Annotated in this window: 13 protein-coding genes and 1 pseudogene; 10 read left to right on the top strand and 4 right to left on the bottom strand. The window is 70.7% G+C overall.

Annotation, left to right across the window (positions count from 1 at the left end; genetic code table 11):
• Positions 1 to 13: 13 nt before the first annotated feature.
• Positions 14 to 946, bottom strand: a complete 933-nt coding sequence (locus ACF1AL_RS32195) for a hypothetical protein (protein ID WP_391778602.1) — start codon at positions 944 to 946, stop codon at positions 14 to 16.
• Between the two features lie 813 nt (positions 947 to 1,759).
• Here ACF1AL_RS32195 and ACF1AL_RS32190 point away from each other — a divergent pair.
• From ACF1AL_RS32190 to ACF1AL_RS32155, 8 genes are all read left to right on the top strand, one after another.
• Positions 1,760 to 2,782, top strand: a complete 1,023-nt coding sequence (locus ACF1AL_RS32190; protein WP_391778601.1) for a threonine/serine dehydratase — start codon at positions 1,760 to 1,762, stop codon at positions 2,780 to 2,782.
• 240 nt (positions 2,783 to 3,022) lie between these two features.
• Positions 3,023 to 4,129, top strand: coding sequence for a hypothetical protein (locus ACF1AL_RS32185; RefSeq protein WP_391778600.1), 1,107 nt, complete (start codon positions 3,023 to 3,025; stop codon positions 4,127 to 4,129).
• A complete protein-coding gene (locus tag ACF1AL_RS32180) occupies positions 4,126 to 5,334 on the top strand; it encodes an aminotransferase class V-fold PLP-dependent enzyme (RefSeq protein ID WP_391706475.1) in 1,209 nt (402 codons plus the stop codon). Before ACF1AL_RS32185 ends, ACF1AL_RS32180 begins: the two co-directional genes overlap by 4 nt.
• Position 5,335: 1 nt before the next feature.
• On the top strand, positions 5,336 to 6,925 hold the full coding sequence (locus ACF1AL_RS32175; protein WP_391778599.1) for an AMP-binding protein: 1,590 nt from the start codon (positions 5,336 to 5,338) through the stop codon (positions 6,923 to 6,925).
• Complete coding sequence (locus ACF1AL_RS32170) at positions 6,922 to 7,191, top strand: phosphopantetheine-binding protein (protein ID WP_361621997.1); 270 nt, start codon at positions 6,922 to 6,924, stop codon at positions 7,189 to 7,191. Before ACF1AL_RS32175 ends, ACF1AL_RS32170 begins: the two co-directional genes overlap by 4 nt.
• Complete coding sequence (locus ACF1AL_RS32165; protein WP_391778598.1) at positions 7,188 to 8,192, top strand: TauD/TfdA family dioxygenase; 1,005 nt, start codon at positions 7,188 to 7,190, stop codon at positions 8,190 to 8,192. The genes ACF1AL_RS32170 and ACF1AL_RS32165 overlap by 4 nt, the downstream gene beginning before the upstream one ends.
• 86 nt (positions 8,193 to 8,278) lie before the next feature.
• Positions 8,279 to 9,265: a DMT family transporter gene (locus ACF1AL_RS32160; RefSeq protein ID WP_391778597.1), complete on the top strand. Its 987-nt coding sequence runs from the start codon at positions 8,279 to 8,281 to the stop codon at positions 9,263 to 9,265.
• Positions 9,258 to 10,016 (top strand): thioesterase II family protein, encoded by a 759-nt coding sequence (locus ACF1AL_RS32155; RefSeq protein ID WP_391778596.1) that lies wholly within the window; start codon positions 9,258 to 9,260, stop codon positions 10,014 to 10,016. Before ACF1AL_RS32160 ends, ACF1AL_RS32155 begins: the two co-directional genes overlap by 8 nt.
• A gap of 284 nt (positions 10,017 to 10,300) precedes the next feature.
• Here ACF1AL_RS32155 and ACF1AL_RS32150 read toward each other — a convergent pair whose 3' ends face one another.
• The gene (locus tag ACF1AL_RS32150; RefSeq protein WP_391778595.1) at positions 10,301 to 11,422 is read right to left on the bottom strand and encodes an FAD-dependent oxidoreductase; all 1,122 of its coding nucleotides are present in this window, start codon (positions 11,420 to 11,422) and stop codon (positions 10,301 to 10,303) included.
• A gap of 551 nt (positions 11,423 to 11,973) precedes the next feature.
• Here ACF1AL_RS32150 and ACF1AL_RS32145 point away from each other — a divergent pair.
• Both ACF1AL_RS32145 and ACF1AL_RS32140 read left to right on the top strand, forming a co-directional pair.
• Complete coding sequence (locus ACF1AL_RS32145) at positions 11,974 to 13,623, top strand: allantoin permease (RefSeq protein WP_391778594.1); 1,650 nt, start codon at positions 11,974 to 11,976, stop codon at positions 13,621 to 13,623.
• Positions 13,624 to 13,716: 93 nt separating this feature from the next.
• On the top strand, positions 13,717 to 13,998 hold the full coding sequence (locus ACF1AL_RS32140; RefSeq protein ID WP_391778593.1) for a DUF3027 domain-containing protein: 282 nt from the start codon (positions 13,717 to 13,719) through the stop codon (positions 13,996 to 13,998).
• 7 nt (positions 13,999 to 14,005) lie between these two features.
• Here ACF1AL_RS32140 and ACF1AL_RS32135 read toward each other — a convergent pair.
• Positions 14,006 to 15,138 (bottom strand): annotated as a pseudogene (locus ACF1AL_RS32135) (IS630 family transposase).
• A 264-nt stretch (positions 15,139 to 15,402) separates the two neighbouring features.
• Entirely contained in the window at positions 15,403 to 16,809 is a 1,407-nt protein-coding gene (locus tag ACF1AL_RS32130) for a sulfatase-like hydrolase/transferase (protein ID WP_391778592.1), read from the bottom strand.
• Between the last annotated feature and the right edge of the window lie 26 nt (positions 16,810 to 16,835).

Genomic DNA, 16,835 nt, shown 5'->3' with positions numbered 1-16,835 from the left:
TTTTGCTCGGCGGTCAGGCGGGAACACCGGCCCGGGCCAGGACTGCGGCCATCTCCTCCGCGGGGAGCGCCGGGTTGGCGCCCGCGCTGGAGGCCAGTTCGGGGACATGGAGCGCCTCGCGCAGCCGGTGGAGCGGGAGCCGCGGGTCGCCGGCCGCCGCCTGGCGCGTCCAGACCTCGGGGTCATGGCTCAGCCGTTCGATCAGCGCGGGCGTGGCGGCCGGGTCCCGGACAGCCAGCCGACGGTATTTTCCGTCCGGGTGGTCCGCGTAGCGAGCGGCGAGGCCCTCGCGGGGAAAGCGAGGATGCGTCTCCGCCATCCAGGCGGAGAACGTCCCGCCGAGCCGCGCGAACACACGCATGAGGACCTCCTCCGGGGTGTCGGGGTGGTGAGTACTCAGGAGGTTCTCCACCACCGGGTCCTCGACGCGTGCGAGTAGGCGCAGGAGGTCGGGCGGAAGGTGGGGGCTTCGGGCGGCGGCGCGCCGGAGCAGTGGGTGGGCAGAGGTCGCGGCCCGACGCAGTACCTCGGGGTCGGCGAGCCCGTCCCGTACCCACTGCACACCGTCGCCCTTGTCGAAGTCCCCGACCGTGAAGTCGATCGCCATGCGCCGTGTCTCGTCCAGCTCGGATCTGAGAGAGACGGCCAGCCGTACGGACTCGTCGGGGTCGACCGAGAGTCGTTCCACGAGGTCGGCAGGCAGCGAGGGGTTCTCGGCGAGGGCCGGCAGGTGCGTCCGCTCGGCAACGCACCGCTCGGCGTCGGCGCGGACGAGGAGCCCTCGGCGAAGCGCCTTGGCGGCCGCCTTCGGATCGCGGAGAAGTTCGGCGGTGACCTGTGCGTCGCGTCGGCACTCCCGCAGCGCGGCGGCCCGCCGCACCTCGGGATCAGGGTCTGCCAGCAGCGCCGACCGATCGCCCGGCGGCAGGACCTCCCATGCGCGCACCGCTTTCCGGCGCGCTGCCGAACTGTGATGAGTAGCCATGGAGGCCACGAACGACGGCGCCAGATGGGGCGAGTTCAGCAGGGCGCTCCGGACAGAAGGGTCGGGATCGTCGAGCAGGCGGACGCATATGGCCTCCGGGAGCGGTGCGACCTTTGTCCGCGGGGCATGCACCTCGGGTCCGTACGCAAGAGCTGCCCGCACCTTGGGAGAAGGATCGTCCGCGAGCCGGGCCCGCTGTGCAGGCTCCGCCCTGGCGCTCATGGCGAAGTCGATGCGGGCGCCCGCGTTCGGGTGGGTCAGGATGACTCCGACGGCCGACTCAGGGAGTCCGGCCCGCTGGAGGGCGTCGCGGGGCGGCAGTCGCCGTCCCCCTCGAACCCAAGCAGGCGCAGTAGCAGCGGTGTCGGCAGCGCCGGATTGCGGGCGAGTCCGTCCAGCGCGGATGCGTGGAACGCCACCATGATTCCCCCACCCCTGTTCCTTCCCCGATTGGTTCGCCACCATGATCTCCCGACGGCGGTTTGGTCAACCGGGCGGTGCACCGGTGGGGGGTTCGCGTCGCCGGGCTGAGCGGCCGCCGGTGCCGCCCGACCGCTCCGGCGTCGAATTCGCGCCATTGTCGCGCCAATTCGGAGAGACCGCGAAGATGAATCCTACCGATTCGGTAGGAAACATCGTCAAGGTAAAGGGTGGCAAAATTCGCAGGGGCGGCCTTGAAGCGCTTGCAATTCATCACCTAGGTTCCTGGCTTGGTTCATTCACCCGCCGACGACGCCGCCTCCGCGATCCGGAACGGCCGACCTTGGAGCGAGGATGCCCCACCCATCCGGCTCGCCCCTGTCCCTCTCCGATTTAGCCGAGTCCCTCGTCCACCACGACGAGATCTCCGCAGCCGCCCGCCTGCTGGCGGGACGCATCCGCCGCACCCCCGTGCTCCCTCTCGAGGGAAGCGAACTGCTGCTCAAGGCGGAGCATCTGCAACTGCTCGGCTCCTTCAAGATCCGCGGCGCGCTGAACGCCGTCGCCACCCTCCCCGAGGACGTCCGCGCCCGGGGAGTGGTCGCCTTCTCCAGCGGCAACCACGGCAAGGCCGTGGCCTACGCGGCCGGCCTGTACGGCATCAAGGCCACCGTCGTCATGCCGCACACCGCCCCCGCCGTGAAGGTCGACGGGGTGCGCGCGCTCGGCGCCAGCGTCGAACTGGTGACGCCCGACCGGCGCGACGTGTACCCGTACGAACTCGCCGAACGCACCGGGGCGCACCTCGTCCATCCCTTCGACTCGCGCGCCGCGATCGCCGGACACGGCACGCTCGCGCTGGAACTGCTGGAACAGGTCCCCGACGTCTCGGCCGTCCTCGTGCCGGTCAGCGGCGGCGGACTGCTCAGCGGCGTCGCCGCCGCCGTCAAGGCGCTGCGCCCGCAGGTCGCGGTCATCGGCGTCGAGCCGGAACTCGCCGGCGACGCCGCCGAGAGCCTGCGCCGCGGCGAGCGCGCCGTGTGGACCACGGCGGACGCCTACCGCACCTGCGCCGACGGGCTGCGCGCGACCACGCTCGGAACACTGCCCTGGGCGCACATACGGCGGCTCGTGGACGACATCGTCACCGTCTCGGAGGACGACATAACCGAGGCCCTGTGTTGTCTGGCCCGCCAGGGAAAGCAGCTCGTCGAGCCGTCGGGAGCAGTGGCCCCGGCGGCACTTCTGTGCGGCCGCCATGTGCCGCCCGCCACGGCGGGCCCGGTCGTGGCGGTCATCTCCGGAGGGAACGCCGACCCCGCCCTGGTCGCCTCCCTGCTGACCGCACCGTCCCGAACATCGATCCAGACCATGTGACCGCACTGTCCTGAAATCGATCCACATCATGGGGGAGTTTTGTCACCGCACGCTCGGACCTCGCTGCCGGCGGCATGCACGGAAGCGGAATTCGCCTACCAGTCCTTATCGTTCTACCGGGAGTTGATCGATCGCCACGGTCTCGCAGAAAACGGACGACTTCGCCTGGCGTCGGAGAAGGAATTCCGCGCCCTGCCCTTCACCGGAAAGCCGGATTTCCGTCGCGGATTTCCGGCCAAGGTGATCAACCCAGCGGAATCCCTGCCCGAACTGACCTACACCAGCAGCAGTTCCGGCACCACCGGGGACCGTCTGGTCACCGTGGTCCATCGGCCGCTCCTGGCCGAGCGCATGGCGGTCACCGCCGCCGCCCACCCGGCGCTCGCCGAGCGGCTCCTGGGCGCGGAGAACCGCCGAGTGGCCCGGCTCGCCGCGCCCAACTGCTCCGACGTGGAGTGCGCCACGCCGCTGTCCACCCGCGCCGACCGCACCCTGCCCGACGGAACCCTCGTCCTGTCCGTCTCCCACGACGTGCTCGCCACACCGGACGCGATGGTCGACCGGATGCTGGAGGAGATCACCGACCACGCGCCCGCCTGGCTCTACGCCGACCCCACGCATCTGGCCTTCCTCTGCCACCGGGCCCGCGCACGCGGCGTGACCCGCCTGCCGGTCCGGGCCGTCGTCCTGACCTACTCGCTGCTCACCCACGCCGCCCGCCGCGCGGTCACCGAGGCGCTGCCCGAGGACGCCGTGGTGGCGGAGGTACTCTCCATGTCGGAGTTCGGCTGGTTCGGGATCGAGTGCGCCCTCGGCGCGCGGCACCTGAACGAGGAGAACTTCCACCACGAGATCCTGCGCGAGGACGGCACCGAGGCCGGGCCGGGCGAGCTCGGCGAACTCGTCGTCACCAGCATCGGCGACCGGCTCTCACCACACGTGCGCTACCGTACCGGCGACCTCCTGGAGCCCGGCGGCGCCTGTGCCTGCGGAGCCCCGGGCCGCACCGTGATCCACCACGGCCGCGCCTCCTCCCGCCTGCTCGACGGCCCCGGCGGACGTGCCGTGACACCCCGTCAGGTGGACGACACCCTCGCCGACGTGACCGGCGTACGCCACTACCGCGTCGACCAGAGCGAACCCGGCACGGTCCGCTGCCGGATCATCACCTCCCTGGGCACCGACCCCGCCGAGGAGAGCGGCGCCGTACGGGATCGGCTGCGCGCGCTGTTGCCGCACGTCGAACGCGTCGAGGTGAGCACCGTCGCCCACATCGAGGCCGAGCGGTCGGGCAAGTTCGCCACCTGCTCGGGACCGGGCCGAGTCCGCGAAGGAGCGCTGCTGTGACCGCCCTCGCCGACCCGCGTGCCGACTTCCCTCTGCTGCAGCGCACCGTGGACGCCGGACGCCTGGTCTACCTTGACAACGCTGCCACGACGCTCAAGCCGCGCTCCGTCATCGACGCGATCGCCGACTACTACGGCACCGTCGGCGCGAACATCCACCGCGGCAAGCACATCCTGTCCGAGGAGGCGTCCGAGCGGTACGAGCAGGTCAGGGCCCGGATCGCGGAACGGCTGGGCGTGCCCCCGCGCAACGTGGTGTTCACGGCCGGCACCACCGAAGGCATCAACCTCGTCGCCGCCGGCCTGCCGTTGAAGGAGACCGACCTGGTCGCCCTGCCCGTCGACGCCCACCACTCGGCGCAACTGCCCTGGCGCGGGCGGTGCCGCACCACCTGGCTGGCCGCGGGAGAGGACACCACCGTCCACGAGGAGTCCTTCCAGGCCGTCCTGGAGAGCCGGCCCCGTGTCGTGGTCCTCACCGCCGCCTCCAACGTCACCGGCCACACGGCCGACGTGGACCGGCTCGCCGCCCTCGCCCACGAGGCGGGCGCCTGGACCGTCGTGGACGCCGCGCAGCTCGTCCCGCACCGGCTGCCGCGCGTCACCGCGGGCATCGACGCGCTCGCCTTCTCCGCGCACAAGATGCTCGGCCCCACCGGCATCGGCGTGCTCTGCCTCAGCGACCGGCTGATCGAGGCCATCACCCCCGACCGGCTCGGCGGCGGCACCGTCGACTGGGTCGACCAAGCCGGCTACCGGCTGCGCCGCGCCCCGTACCGTTTCGAGGCGGGCACCCCGAACATCAGCGGTGTCTACGGCTTCGGCGCCGCCCTGGAGTACCTCGACCGGACCGGCGCGGACACCGTCGCCGCACGGGACGCCGAGCTGCTCACCGCACTGCTGGAACAGGTGCGCGACCGGCCGTACCTCACGGCGCTCGGCGGGCTCGGCGACCGGGGACGCATCCCCGTGCTCACCGTCACCCTGCGCGGCGTACCCGACCCGTCGGCGATCGCCCGCGCGCTCAGCGACTCCTACGGTGTGATGTGCCGGTCGGGCCACTTCTGCGCCCAGCCGTACTTCACGGCCCACGACCACACGGCCGGGCTGCGGATCGCGCCGTACCTGTACAACACGCGCGAGGACATCGAGTACGCCTTCACCGCCCTGGACGAGGTCCACCGGCTGCTGGCGCGGAGCGTGTGACATGACCGAGCACACCGAGAGCTTCCACGAACGCTTCCGTGCGGTCGCGACCGCCGCGCCCGATCGCACGGCCGTGATCGGACCGGACGGCCGGCGCACCACCTACGCGGAACTGGCCGCGCTGACCGAGGCGGCCACCCGCTCCCTCGCCGCCCGGCTGCGCGCCGAGGACTGTGTGGTCGTGGAGGCCGAACGCTCCCCGCGTCACCTTGCCGCCATGCTCGCGGCCTGGCGGCTGGGCCTGGCCTACGTACCGCTGCGCGCCCACGAGTCACCCGCCCGGAGCGAGCACGTCCTGCGGCAACTCGCCGGCCGGGCCCTGCTCGTCTCCGGCGACGCCGCCGCCGCCCGCATCGGCCGGGTCGACCGGCGTCGGCACGGCGAACTGCCCGAGCCGCTGCGCTGGCCCAGCGGCCAGGCGGCCTACGTCGTCTTCACCTCCGGCAGCACCGGCACACCCAAGGGGACCGTGCTCACCGCCGAGGGCTTCACCGCCCGGCTCGACTGGAGCCAGCGGTGCTACCCGCTCACCACCGACGACGTGCTGCTGCAGCACACCGCGGTCTCCTTCGACTTCGCGATCTGGGAGGCAGCGGCCGCCCTGCTGCACGGAGCCGCCCTGCTGCTCACCGAGGACGGCCCGTACACCGACCCCGAGGAGGCCGTGGAGTCGGCCGTACGGCACCGGGCCACCGTGGCCCATTTCGTCCCCTCGGTCCTCTCCCTGGTCGAGATGTCCGGACTGCTCGCCGGGTGGACCTCGCTGCGCCTGCTCTACTCGGGCGGCGAACAACTGCGCGGCACCCTCGCCCAGCGCGTGCTGCGCCAGGCCCCGCACACCCAGCTGGTCAACCAGTACGGACCCGCGGAGACCTGCGTCGACTCCACGCACCACCCCTGCACCCCGCCCCTTCCGGACGGCCCCGTGCCCATCGGCCGGGCCATCGACGGCACCCGGCTCACCCTGCTGCCGGTGCCCGGCCTCGGCCCGGACGCCGGGGAACTGCTCATCGGCGGCCCGGGAGTCGGCTTCGGCTACCTGGACCCGGCCGACCCGGCCGGCGACCGCTTCGGCCACGACCGGCACGGCCGCACCTTCCGCACCGGCGACCTGGTGCACCGGCTGCCGGACGGCGACCTGCTGTTCCTCGGGCGGGCCGACGACCAGGTGAAGGTCGGCGGTGTCCGGGTCGAGCTCGGGGAGATCGAGACGATCGCCGCCTCGTTCCCCGGCGTGACCGCCGCCGTCGCCCTGGCCGTGCCCGGCCCGGACGGCACCTCGCTCGACCTGGTGGTGGAGAGCCCCCGCGCCGATCTCGACGTACGAGCGCTGCGCGGCACGCTCACCGAACGACTCATGGGTCCGGTCACGCCGCGCCGGCTGCGCGTCGTCACGGCCCTGCCCCGCACCGCGGGCGGCAAGGTCGACCGGGCACGGCTGGCGCCCGCACCCCGCCCGGCCGGCACGCCGCCGGCGCCCGGCGAACCCGCACAGGAGGCCGCCGTACGGGACACCCCCGCGCCGAGCCCTTCCGCGCCGGCCGCAACCGCCCACGCTTCCCGCGCACACGTCCAAGAGGAGATGCGTTGACTTCAGCGAACGACACCCGCGCCACGGATACCGCGGCCCAGGTGGCACAGGTCTGGACGGACGTCCTGGGCTGTCCTCCGCCCGGCGCGGACCAGCACTTCTTCGACGACCTGGGCGGCAACTCGCTGCTCGCCTACCAGGCAACCGTGCGGCTGCGCACGGCCCTGGACCGGCACGTGCCGCTCAAACTGCTGTTCACCGCCCCGCGGTTCGCCGAGTACACCGCACAACTGGACGCCACCGCCGAGGAGGAGCAGCCCGCATGACCGACGGCTCGATCACCCTCGACGACTGCACCACGCACGGCACGTTCCCACTGATCGTGACCGCGGACGGCGTCCGGGACGCCACCGGTTGGGCCGCCGCCCACGCCGAGCCGTTACGGACCGCGCTGCACCACTACGGCGCGGTGGTCCTGCGCGGCTTCCCCGTGCCGGACGAGCGCGCCTTCGAGGACGTCGTCCGCGCTCTGAGCGGCGGTTCCTGGGCCGAGTACACCGAGCGCGCCACCCCCCGCTCCCATGTGGCGGGCAAGGTGTTCACCTCCACCGAGTACCCGCCCGACCGCTCGATCTTCGTGCACAACGAGAGCTCCCACGTCCTGCGCTGGCCCCGCCACCTGTACTTCTGGTGCGGCACGCCCGCACAGGAGGGCGGCGAGACACCGGTGTGCGACACACGCCGCGTCCACCGCGCGCTCGACCCGGCGCTGCGCGAGCGGTTCACCTCCGAGGGGTGGATCTACCAGCGCACCTTCGGCACCGGCATCGGCTTCAGCTGGCAGTCCGTGTACGGCGTCGACACCTTCGAGGAGCTGGAGAAGTACTGCGCCGACCACCACATGGCGGTGCGCCGCGACGGCGACACCGTGCGGGTGCGCTACCGGCGCTGGGCGGCGATCCGGCATCCGCAGACCGGCGAGGACAGCTGGTTCAACCACGGCGTGTTCTTCAACCGCTGGAACCTCGAACCCGAACTGCAGGAGTTCGCCGAGGAACTGGGCGAGGACACGCTGCCGTACAACACCCTGTACGGCGACGGCTCCCCGATACCCCGCGAGGTCATCGAGGAGATACGCGCCGCCTACGACGCCGCGACCGTCGCCGAGCCCTACCAGGCCGGTGACGTCATGGTCGTCGACAACATCGCCGTGGCCCACGGGCGCAGGCCCTACCGAGGGCAGCGGCGCATCCTGGTCACGATGACCGACCCCACCGACGGCACGGCCTTCGCGCCACCTGCCGTGGTGGCCACCCCCGGCTGGTAGCCGGACGGCCGCCCGGCGCGGAGCACACCGGCCCGCGCCGGGCGACCGCACCCGCAGACGAGTACGACGACAAGGGAAGAGCTTTCGTGAACATCGTGCTGTACGCCGTGATCGTGCTGTTCTGGGGCACGACGTGGATCGGCATCAAACTGCAGCTCGGCAGCGTGGATCCGGCAGTGTCGGTCGCCTACCGGTTCCTGCTGGCGGCCCTGTGCATGTTCGTGTGGACCACGGTCCGCCGGCTGCCGATGCGGTTCACGGCCCGCAGCCATCTGCGCTTCGCCCTCGTCGGCCTGCTGATGTACTCGACCAACTACGTGCTCTTCTACTACTGCTCGCAGCACCTCGTGTCCGGGCTGGTGTCGATCATCTTCTGCCTGTCGGTGGGCTTCAACATCATCAACGGGCGCATCTTCCTCAAGCGGCCCATCTCCCGCACGGTCGTCCTCGGCGCGCTCGCCGGGCTGTGCGGTCTCGCCATGGTCTTCGCGGACGACATCGCCGGCACCAAGGCAGGCTCGGGGCTGGTGACCGGGCTGCTGCTCGGGCTCGGCGCGACACTGCTGTTCTCCTTCGGCAACATCGCCTCCTCCTGGAACCAGGCCCGCGCCGGGCTGCCGGTCGTGCAGTCCACCGCCTGGAGCATGCTGTACGGCGGCCTGTTCACCAGCCTGGGCTGCCTGCTGGCGGGCAACTCCTTCACCGTCGAGCCCTCGTTCAAGTACGTGGCCGGTCTGGTGTACCTGTCGGTGTTCGGCTCGGCCATCGCCTTCGTCACCTATCTCACGCTGCTGGCCCGGATCGGTCCCGACCGGGCGGCCTTCGCGACCGTCGTCTTCCCGCTGGTGTCCCTGTCGCTGTCGACGGTCTTCGAGGACTACCACTGGAGCCTGCTCGCCGTACTGGGCGTCCTGGTGGTCCTGTCGGCCAACGCGGTCATCCTGGGCGGCCCGCACCTCAAGGCCGCCCTCGGCCGCCTCCGCCCGGCCGGCGCCGACGCGGGCGCGAACGGCGCCGCGGCGCCGGCGGGTGAGCAGGCCGCCGTACCCGAGAGCGGGCCCGGCCGTGGCTGACGGCCGGCCGGGCGTCGCCCGGCGCTACTACCTGCTGCCCTACGCGGGCGGCGGCGCCGGCGCCTACCGGCGGCTGACGGAGCGGTGGCCGGACACCGTCGAGGCCGTTCCGCTGAGCTGGCGGCCGGCCGAGTACCTCGGCACGGGCGGCATCCGCCGGCTGGCCGCCGACCTGGCGCGGCGGGTGGCCGAGGACGAGGACCGCCGCCCGGCCGCCGGTTACGGCCTGTTCGGGCACAGCATGGGCGCGCTCGTCGCCTACGAGACCGCCGCCGCGCTGCTGGCCCTGGACTGCCCGCCGCCCGCGGTCCTCGTCGTCTCGGGCCGGGTGGCCCCCCAGTACGGCTTCCGCCCCGCCGTCGACCCGGACGTACCGCAGAGCACGGCGGCGTACCTGCGCTCGTGCGGCGGTGACCTGGCGGCGGCCGCCGAGGACCCCGAGTTCGTCGACCTGGTACGGGAACGGCTGCGGGACGACGTCCTGCTCGGCGGGGAGCACCACCACCCGGACCGGCCGCCGCTGCCGCTGCCCCTCGTCGCCCTCGGAGGCCGCGACGACCCCCTCACCACACCGCGGGAGACGGCGGGCTGGCTGCGGCACAGCACCGATCCGGGCGGCCTGTGGATCTACCCGGGCGGCCACTGGTTCCTGTGGGACCACGCGCCCGCGGTCGCGGACCGGCTGACGGCGGAACTGCACACCCGCACGCAGGCGAACCCCACGGCCGGGGAGCCGCACCAGCACGGGTGAGCCCGCCGCGACCACGGGGTGCGGCGGGCGGAGCCCCGGGGGGTTCGCCCCCGGGGCTCCACGCCTCTTTTGGCACGCTGAGCAGCATCGGACGGTTGATCGGAGACCTCAGCTTGGGTGAGGACCCGGAGGGTGGCGGCGGCCCATCCACTGCAGGTGGGACGGCGCGATGCCGGAACGGGGAACATCCTGGGCGGGCCCGAGGCTGTCATGCTGCTCTTCATTCCTCACCATGGGCCGCGGCTGATGTCGCCGAGGAGAGCATCAATTGGGGCTTGAGTGGGTCATTGGCCCTTCTCGGTGAATATCTTGATCAGGCCCTGAGCCGTGTTGTCGGCGGAGTCGATCCCGGGCATCTCGTCGGTAGAGGTCTCGGCGCTGCGGCGGAACAGGGTCTGCTCGTACTCGGTGAGCGCCGTTTCGACGTCGTCGGGGTGCGCGGCGAGGGCTTCACCGAGTTCGGCGCCGTCGAGCATGGCCAGGTTGGCGCCCTCGCCGTTGGGAGCCGCGAGGTGGGCAGCGTCGCCGAGCAGAGTCACCCCGGGTACCCGGTCCCACCGGTGCCCGGTCGGCAGAGCGTAGAGGGGACGCCAAACCGGTGCGACGTCGCTGTCGGTGATCAGTGCGGTGAGCTCTGGCGCCCAGCCCTCGAATTCCTGCGCGATCCGCGCGGTGGCCGTGCCGGCATCGGCGAAATCGATGGCGGCGAACCAGTCCTGCGGCTCGGACAGCCCCACGTAGGCGTGCAGAGTGTCGTCCTTTTCCCGGTGAGCGAAGATCTCCCTGCCCGGCGAGGGAGCGATCAGCATCCCGCCGCCGACCGCTTTCGCGGCGGCCGGGTGCCGTGTGCCGGCATGGAACAGGTAGGTCTCGACGACCGATTTGCCGATGTACGCGGGTGCGGCGCTGGACAGCAGCGGCCGGACCCGTGACCACGCACCGTCCGCGCCGACCAGCAGGCTGGTGACGACGGTGCCGCCGCCGGCGAACGTCACCTCGTGACGCCCCTCGTCAAGGGCACGGGTGCGGCTGACCTTGTGCCCCCACCGCACGGTGCCTGCCGGGAGCGAGTCGAGCAGGACCTGTCGCAGGTCGCCGCGCTGCACCTCGGGGCGCCCGCCCGTGCCGTCGTCGTGTTGGTCGAGCAAGACGGTCCCGTCCGGATCGACGACCCGAAGCGCCTGGCGTCCCTCCAACACGATGGCGTGGAACTCCTCCATCAACCCGGCCGCCTTGAGCGCCAGTTGCCCGTTGTAGTCGTGGATGTCGAGCAATCCGCCCTGCGGGCGCGCCGAGGGGGAAGACTCCGCCTCGTAGACCGTGACCGGGATTCCGTGGACGTGCAGGACGCGGGCCAGGACGAGTCCGCCGAGTCCGGCACCGACGATTGTGACTGGGGTGTTCATGGTGGCTCCTTCGGGATCGGGCCGCCCGGTGAGCTCCGGTCGGCCACCTCCGGAAAGGTGTCAGCCCCCACCGACGAGCCGCCGACATCCGACCGACAGGGCTCCGACATACCACCGAGACCGCAGATCAGCTGACTGTCAGGTGGCCACATTCCCCTGATTGAACGCGTCATCAACTACGCCCAGTGCCAGAGCGAGGACCACTACCGCGCCATGCTCACCAACCCCGAGGCACGGGTCCGCATGGGCAAAGCCGCCACCATCGCAAGCGACGTCCAGTCCCGCCTCTACCGGGCGGCGTCGGCCACCGGGGCTGAACCAACACCGGACGGTAACAGGTGAGTTCTCTGAAACTTCGCGTTCACGACGGCCGGCACCGACGGTAACAGCCGCTTTCTAGCGTGACCGGCCGTGGGATCAGTGTCGTGTACACGGCCGAACGGAACACACCACGGTCCGACGGCTCACGGCTCCCCCGTCCTGCCGATGACGCCAAGCGGGGCTTTCCCTCCCACAGAGGCACCCGCACCAGCATCATCCGGAGGCACGGCATGAGCACCACCGAGTCACGAACGCCCACGGCAGGCGCGCCGAAGGCCGCCGCCGACCAGGCGGTCAGGGAGACGCTGGAGGACTACACCCTCCGCTTCGCTCCCCGCAGCTACCGCCGCTGGACCCCCATGGTCGTGGCGACCACCGCGCTCGGCGGCATCGCCTACATGGCCGACTTCTCCATCGGTGCCGGCATCGGCCTGGCGCACGGCACCGGCAACGCCCTGGTTGCCATCGCGGTGGCCGCCGTGGTCATCTTCATCACCGGCTTCCCCCTCGCCTACTACGGCGCCCGCTACAACATCGACCTCGACCTCATCACCCGCGGCTCAGGCTTCGGTTACTACGGCTCGGTCCTCACCAGCGTCATCTTCGCCAGCTTCACCTTCATCTTCTTCGCCCTCGAAGGCTCGATCATGGCCCAGGGCCTCAAACTCGGTCTGGGGCTGCCCCTGTGGCTGGGCTACCTGATCTCCACGCTCATGGTCATCCCCCTGGTGATCTACGGCATGAAGGCGCTCAGCAAGCTCCAGGTGTGGACCACCCCGATCTGGCTGCTGCTGATGGTCGGCCCGCTGGTCTACCTGATCGCCACCGATCCCGGCACCGTCGACCGCTTCCTCGCCTACACCGGCACGGACGGCGACGGCGGCGTCGACACGGCCTCGGTCCTGCTCGGCGCCGGCGTCTGCCTCTCGCTCATCGCCCAGATAGGCGAGCAGATCGACTACCTGCGGTTCATGCCCCCCAAGACCGAGACCAACAAGCGCACCTGGTGGACGGCCGTGGTCATGGCGGGCCCCGGCTGGGTGGTACTCGGCGCGCTGAAGCAGGCCATCGGCGTCTTCCTCGCCGTGTACATTCTCGCCGAGGTCGGCCCGGCTGCCGCGACCGAGCCCATCCAGCAGTTCCGCGGTGCCTTCGACGCGATGATGCCCTCCTGGATGGTCGTCCCGCTCGCCGTGGTCCTGGTGGTCATCAGCCAGATCAAGATCAATGTCACGAACGCCTACTCCGGTTCTCTCGCCTGGACGAACTCCTTCACCCGAGTCACCAGGCACTACCCCGGCCGCATGGTCTTCGTTCTGATCAACCTGGGCTTTGCGCTCGCCTTGATGGAAGCCGACATGTTCAGCTTCCTCAACAGCATCCTGGGCTTCTACTCGAACTGCGCGATCGCCTGGGTGGTCACCGTCGCCACCGACATCGGCGTCAACAAGTACCTGCTGAAGCTCTCCCCGCTCCAGCCGGAGTTCCGCCGGGGCATGCTCCACGCCGTCAACCCGGTCGGCGTCGTGGCCTTCGTCGCCGCCTCCGGCCTGTCGATCGCCATGTACTTTCACCTGCTGGGCGACACCCTCCAGCCGTACTCCCCCGTCGCCGCTGCCGTCATCGCCTTCGCCCTGACCCCGCTGATGGCGATCGTCACCAAGGGCAAGTACTACTTGCGCCGCACCGACGACGGCATAGACGAGCCCCTGCTGGACGCGGACGGCAACCCGAGCGCTCTCACCCTGGACTGCCACGTGTGCCACCAGCCGTACGAGCGCCCGGACCTGACCGCCTGCGCCACACACGACGCGCTCGTCTGCTCCCTGTGCCTGAGCACTGACAAAATCGGCGACCACGTGCTGCCTGCCACTGCCTAGTGCCGCATCAGGCAACGTTCGCCCTGTTCTTGATGAGAGGATTGCTCGGCAATCACGTGGGCGGAGGTCTCGGGTGGGCGGGAGGGGCCGAGTGTGGCGACCGGCGAGCCTTGGACGGGTGATGATCGAGAACACAACGATGAGTGCCATGCCCGCTGGCGTGCGTCGCTGAATCGTTCGACCGCTCAGCCCGACTACCCGGACGAGTGGTACGACGCTCAGTGCGGAGGGTGCCACTTCTGGATCGCGGTGGCCGGGCAGCTCGGCCAGGACTACGGTGCCTGCACCAACCCCACCTCGCCATTCGACGGACGGGTGCGGTTCGAGCACGACGGCTGCCAGCGCTTCACGGGCCGCGAGGGCTCGTTCGGATAGACGCTGGTCAGGCGACGTTGGCCCGGGCGACGACCTCGCGGAGGTGTTCGTCGGCGGCATGCTTGTTCCGCCAGATGATGTAGCGGCGGATCGTGCTTCCCTGCTCCTTGTGGCTGGCGTGGTCGGTACCGTCGAGCGCGAAGTAGCGCAGGGCGGTGAACTGGGCCTCGATCCGGTTGAGCCAGGAGCTGTTGGTCGGGGTGTAGGCGATCTCCACGTTGTTCGCCGTCGCCCATGTCGCGACCCGCTGACATCGCCTCGTGGTCAGGTGCGGGGAGTAGTTGTCACAAACGATCGCGATGCGCATGTGCATCGGATGCAGCGAGCGTAGGTAGCGGCAGAACTCCAGGAACTTCGACCTGTTCTTGGTCTTCTTGATGTGCCCGTAGAGCTGGTCGTTGGCGAGGTCGTAGGCGGCAAACAGATGGCGGACCCCGTGTGGGCGGGTGTAGGTGGCCCGGCGTCGGGGCCGCGGCTCGCGGTCGGGGTCCTTGTGCCGGCCGCCTCGTTCAGCCCACTGCCGACCGGGGTGCGGCTGGAGGTTGAGCGGCCCGAACTCATCCATGCAGAAGACGACTTCGGGCTCGCCTTCCTCGGGTATGACCTCGCCGTCGGCGATCGAGTAGAGGTGTTCGACGCGGGCCTTCTTGGCGGCGTAGTCCGGGTCGCGTGAGGTCTTCCAGGTCTTCATCCGTTGAAACGAGACGCCCTCCTCGCGGAGCAGGACCGAAGGCCCTCGTGGCTGATGTCGTCGACCACCCCCTCGGCGACCAGGAAGTCGCCCAGCTTGGCCAGGCTCCCGGTCGAGAACGGCAGGCCGTGCTCGGCTGGCTTCGACTTGGCGATCTTCTTGATTTCCCGGCGTTCCGGGAGGGTGAAGGTTCTCGGCCGGCCGCCCTTGTACTTCGGGTAGAGCGCTTCGAAGCCATCGGCGTTGAAGTTGTGGATCACATCCCGGACCCGGTCCGCGCTGGTGAACGTCACTTCGGCGATCTTCGCCACGGGCATGCCTTGCGCGGATAACAGCACCATCTGGGCCCGCCGCCAGGTCACCACTGAGCCGGTGCCTCTGCGGATGATCCGCAGCAACCGCCTGCCCTCGTCATCATCGATCTCCCGGACCTGCACACGTTCAGCCACGTGATCATTCTGGCTGTCCGGTTCCGCCCGGTGCAGTAATCGAGCAATCGTCACGACAGGGCGAACCTTGCCTGATGCGGCACTAGCTGCGTATGCGGGCAGCCGAATCTCGCAACGCGGATGTGGCGCGGCACGAGGGAGACAGCGTCAATCGGCGGGCGCCAGGGGCCAGGGGCTTGGGGTGCGGGCGCAGCGGTCGCGCCAGCAGCGTGTCCAGGACGAGCAGGCGCGGCCGCGTCGCAGTCCAGCACCCGGCAGATCACCTCACATCGGCTGGTCGGGATACGGCAGCAGGGTTGCGTTCACCGACTCCCAGGCCGCCTTCAGCTCGGCGAGCAGCTGCGGGCGGTCCGGGGCCAGATCGGCCTGCTCGCGGGCGTCGGCCGCGAGGTCGAAGAGGTGGTCCCTGCCGTCGGCGTCCCGGTAGTACTTCAGGTCGCCCCGTCTGAGTGCCCGGTTGCCGCGCACCCGCCAGAACAGGTCGCGTTCCGGCACCTGTTCGCCGCGCAGCAGATAGCCGGCCAGGCTGTGGCCGTCCAGCGGGTACGCCGGGTCGGGGCGGGCGCCGGCCACCTCCAGCAGGGTCGCGGTCCAGTCCGGCGTGTACACCGGGACATGGCTCACCTGCCGGCCGTCGACCCGGTCCGGCCAGCGCAGGATCGTCGGCACCCGGATGCCGCCCTCCAGCAGTGAGGCCTTCTCACCGCTGAGCGGCCACTGGTAGGAGAAGCGCTCACCGCCGTTGTCGGAGGAGAACACCACGATCGTGTTCTCCTCCTGGCCGGAGCGGCGCAGCGCGGCCAGCACCTGGCCGACTGCCCGGTCCAGGCTCTCCACCATCTCCGTGTACTTCGTCACCGACCCGCCGTCGTTGTGCAGCAGCGCGCCGAGCACGTTGCCGTCGCGGACCTTCGCGGCGATCTCCGCGCCGGTCTCCTCGTCGTCCTCGGTGAGCCACGGCCAGTGCGGGGTGGTGAAGTTGAGGTTCAGCAGCCACGGCTGTTCGTGCCGCCGGCCGACGTACTCCACGGCCCGTTCGGTCAGTACGGTGGTGTAGTAGCGCAGGTCCTTGTACTCGGCGTCGCCCTCGTACAGGTCGTAGTCGCCGAGCTGGCCCAGCTTGGAGAAGTACTCGAGGGCTCCGCCGAAGTTGCCGAAGAACTCGTCCCAGCCGGACTTGGTCGGGCTGTAGTCGGGCAGCCAGCCGCAGTGCCACTTGCCGATCAGCGCGGTGGAGTACCCCGCCTTCTTCAGCAGCGAGGCGAGGGTCGGATGGCTGGGGTCCAGTCCCTGGCTGCGGTTGGCGATGGGCTCGGCGAGTCCGCCCTTGGTGCGGCCCGGGAAGCGGCCGGTGTACAGGCTGAAGCGGGTCGGGGAGCAGGTCGCCGAGCCGGAGTAGGCGTCGGTGAACCGCACGCCCTGTGCGGCGAGCCGGTCCAGGTTCGGGGTTTTGATGTGCGGGGCGCCGTAGACGGACAGGTCGGCCCAGCCGAGGTCGTCGGCGAAGACGAAGAGGATGTTCGGCCGCCGGCCCCGGCCGGTGTGTGCTCGGGCGCGGAAGGGGCGCTCGGCGGGGGCGGCTGCTTCGGCGGTCGCGGCCGTGCCCGCGACGGCCGTCGCGGCGCCGCCGCCGATCAGGCCGGTGAAGGCACGACGGGATATTCCAAGCATAGGGGGTCCTCGGGGGCGGCCGTGCC

Source organism: Streptomyces sp. NPDC014801 (assembly GCF_043082085.1).
GTDB lineage: Bacteria > Actinomycetota > Actinomycetes > Streptomycetales > Streptomycetaceae > Streptomyces.
This window is presented reverse-complemented; position numbering and strand designations above follow the sequence as displayed.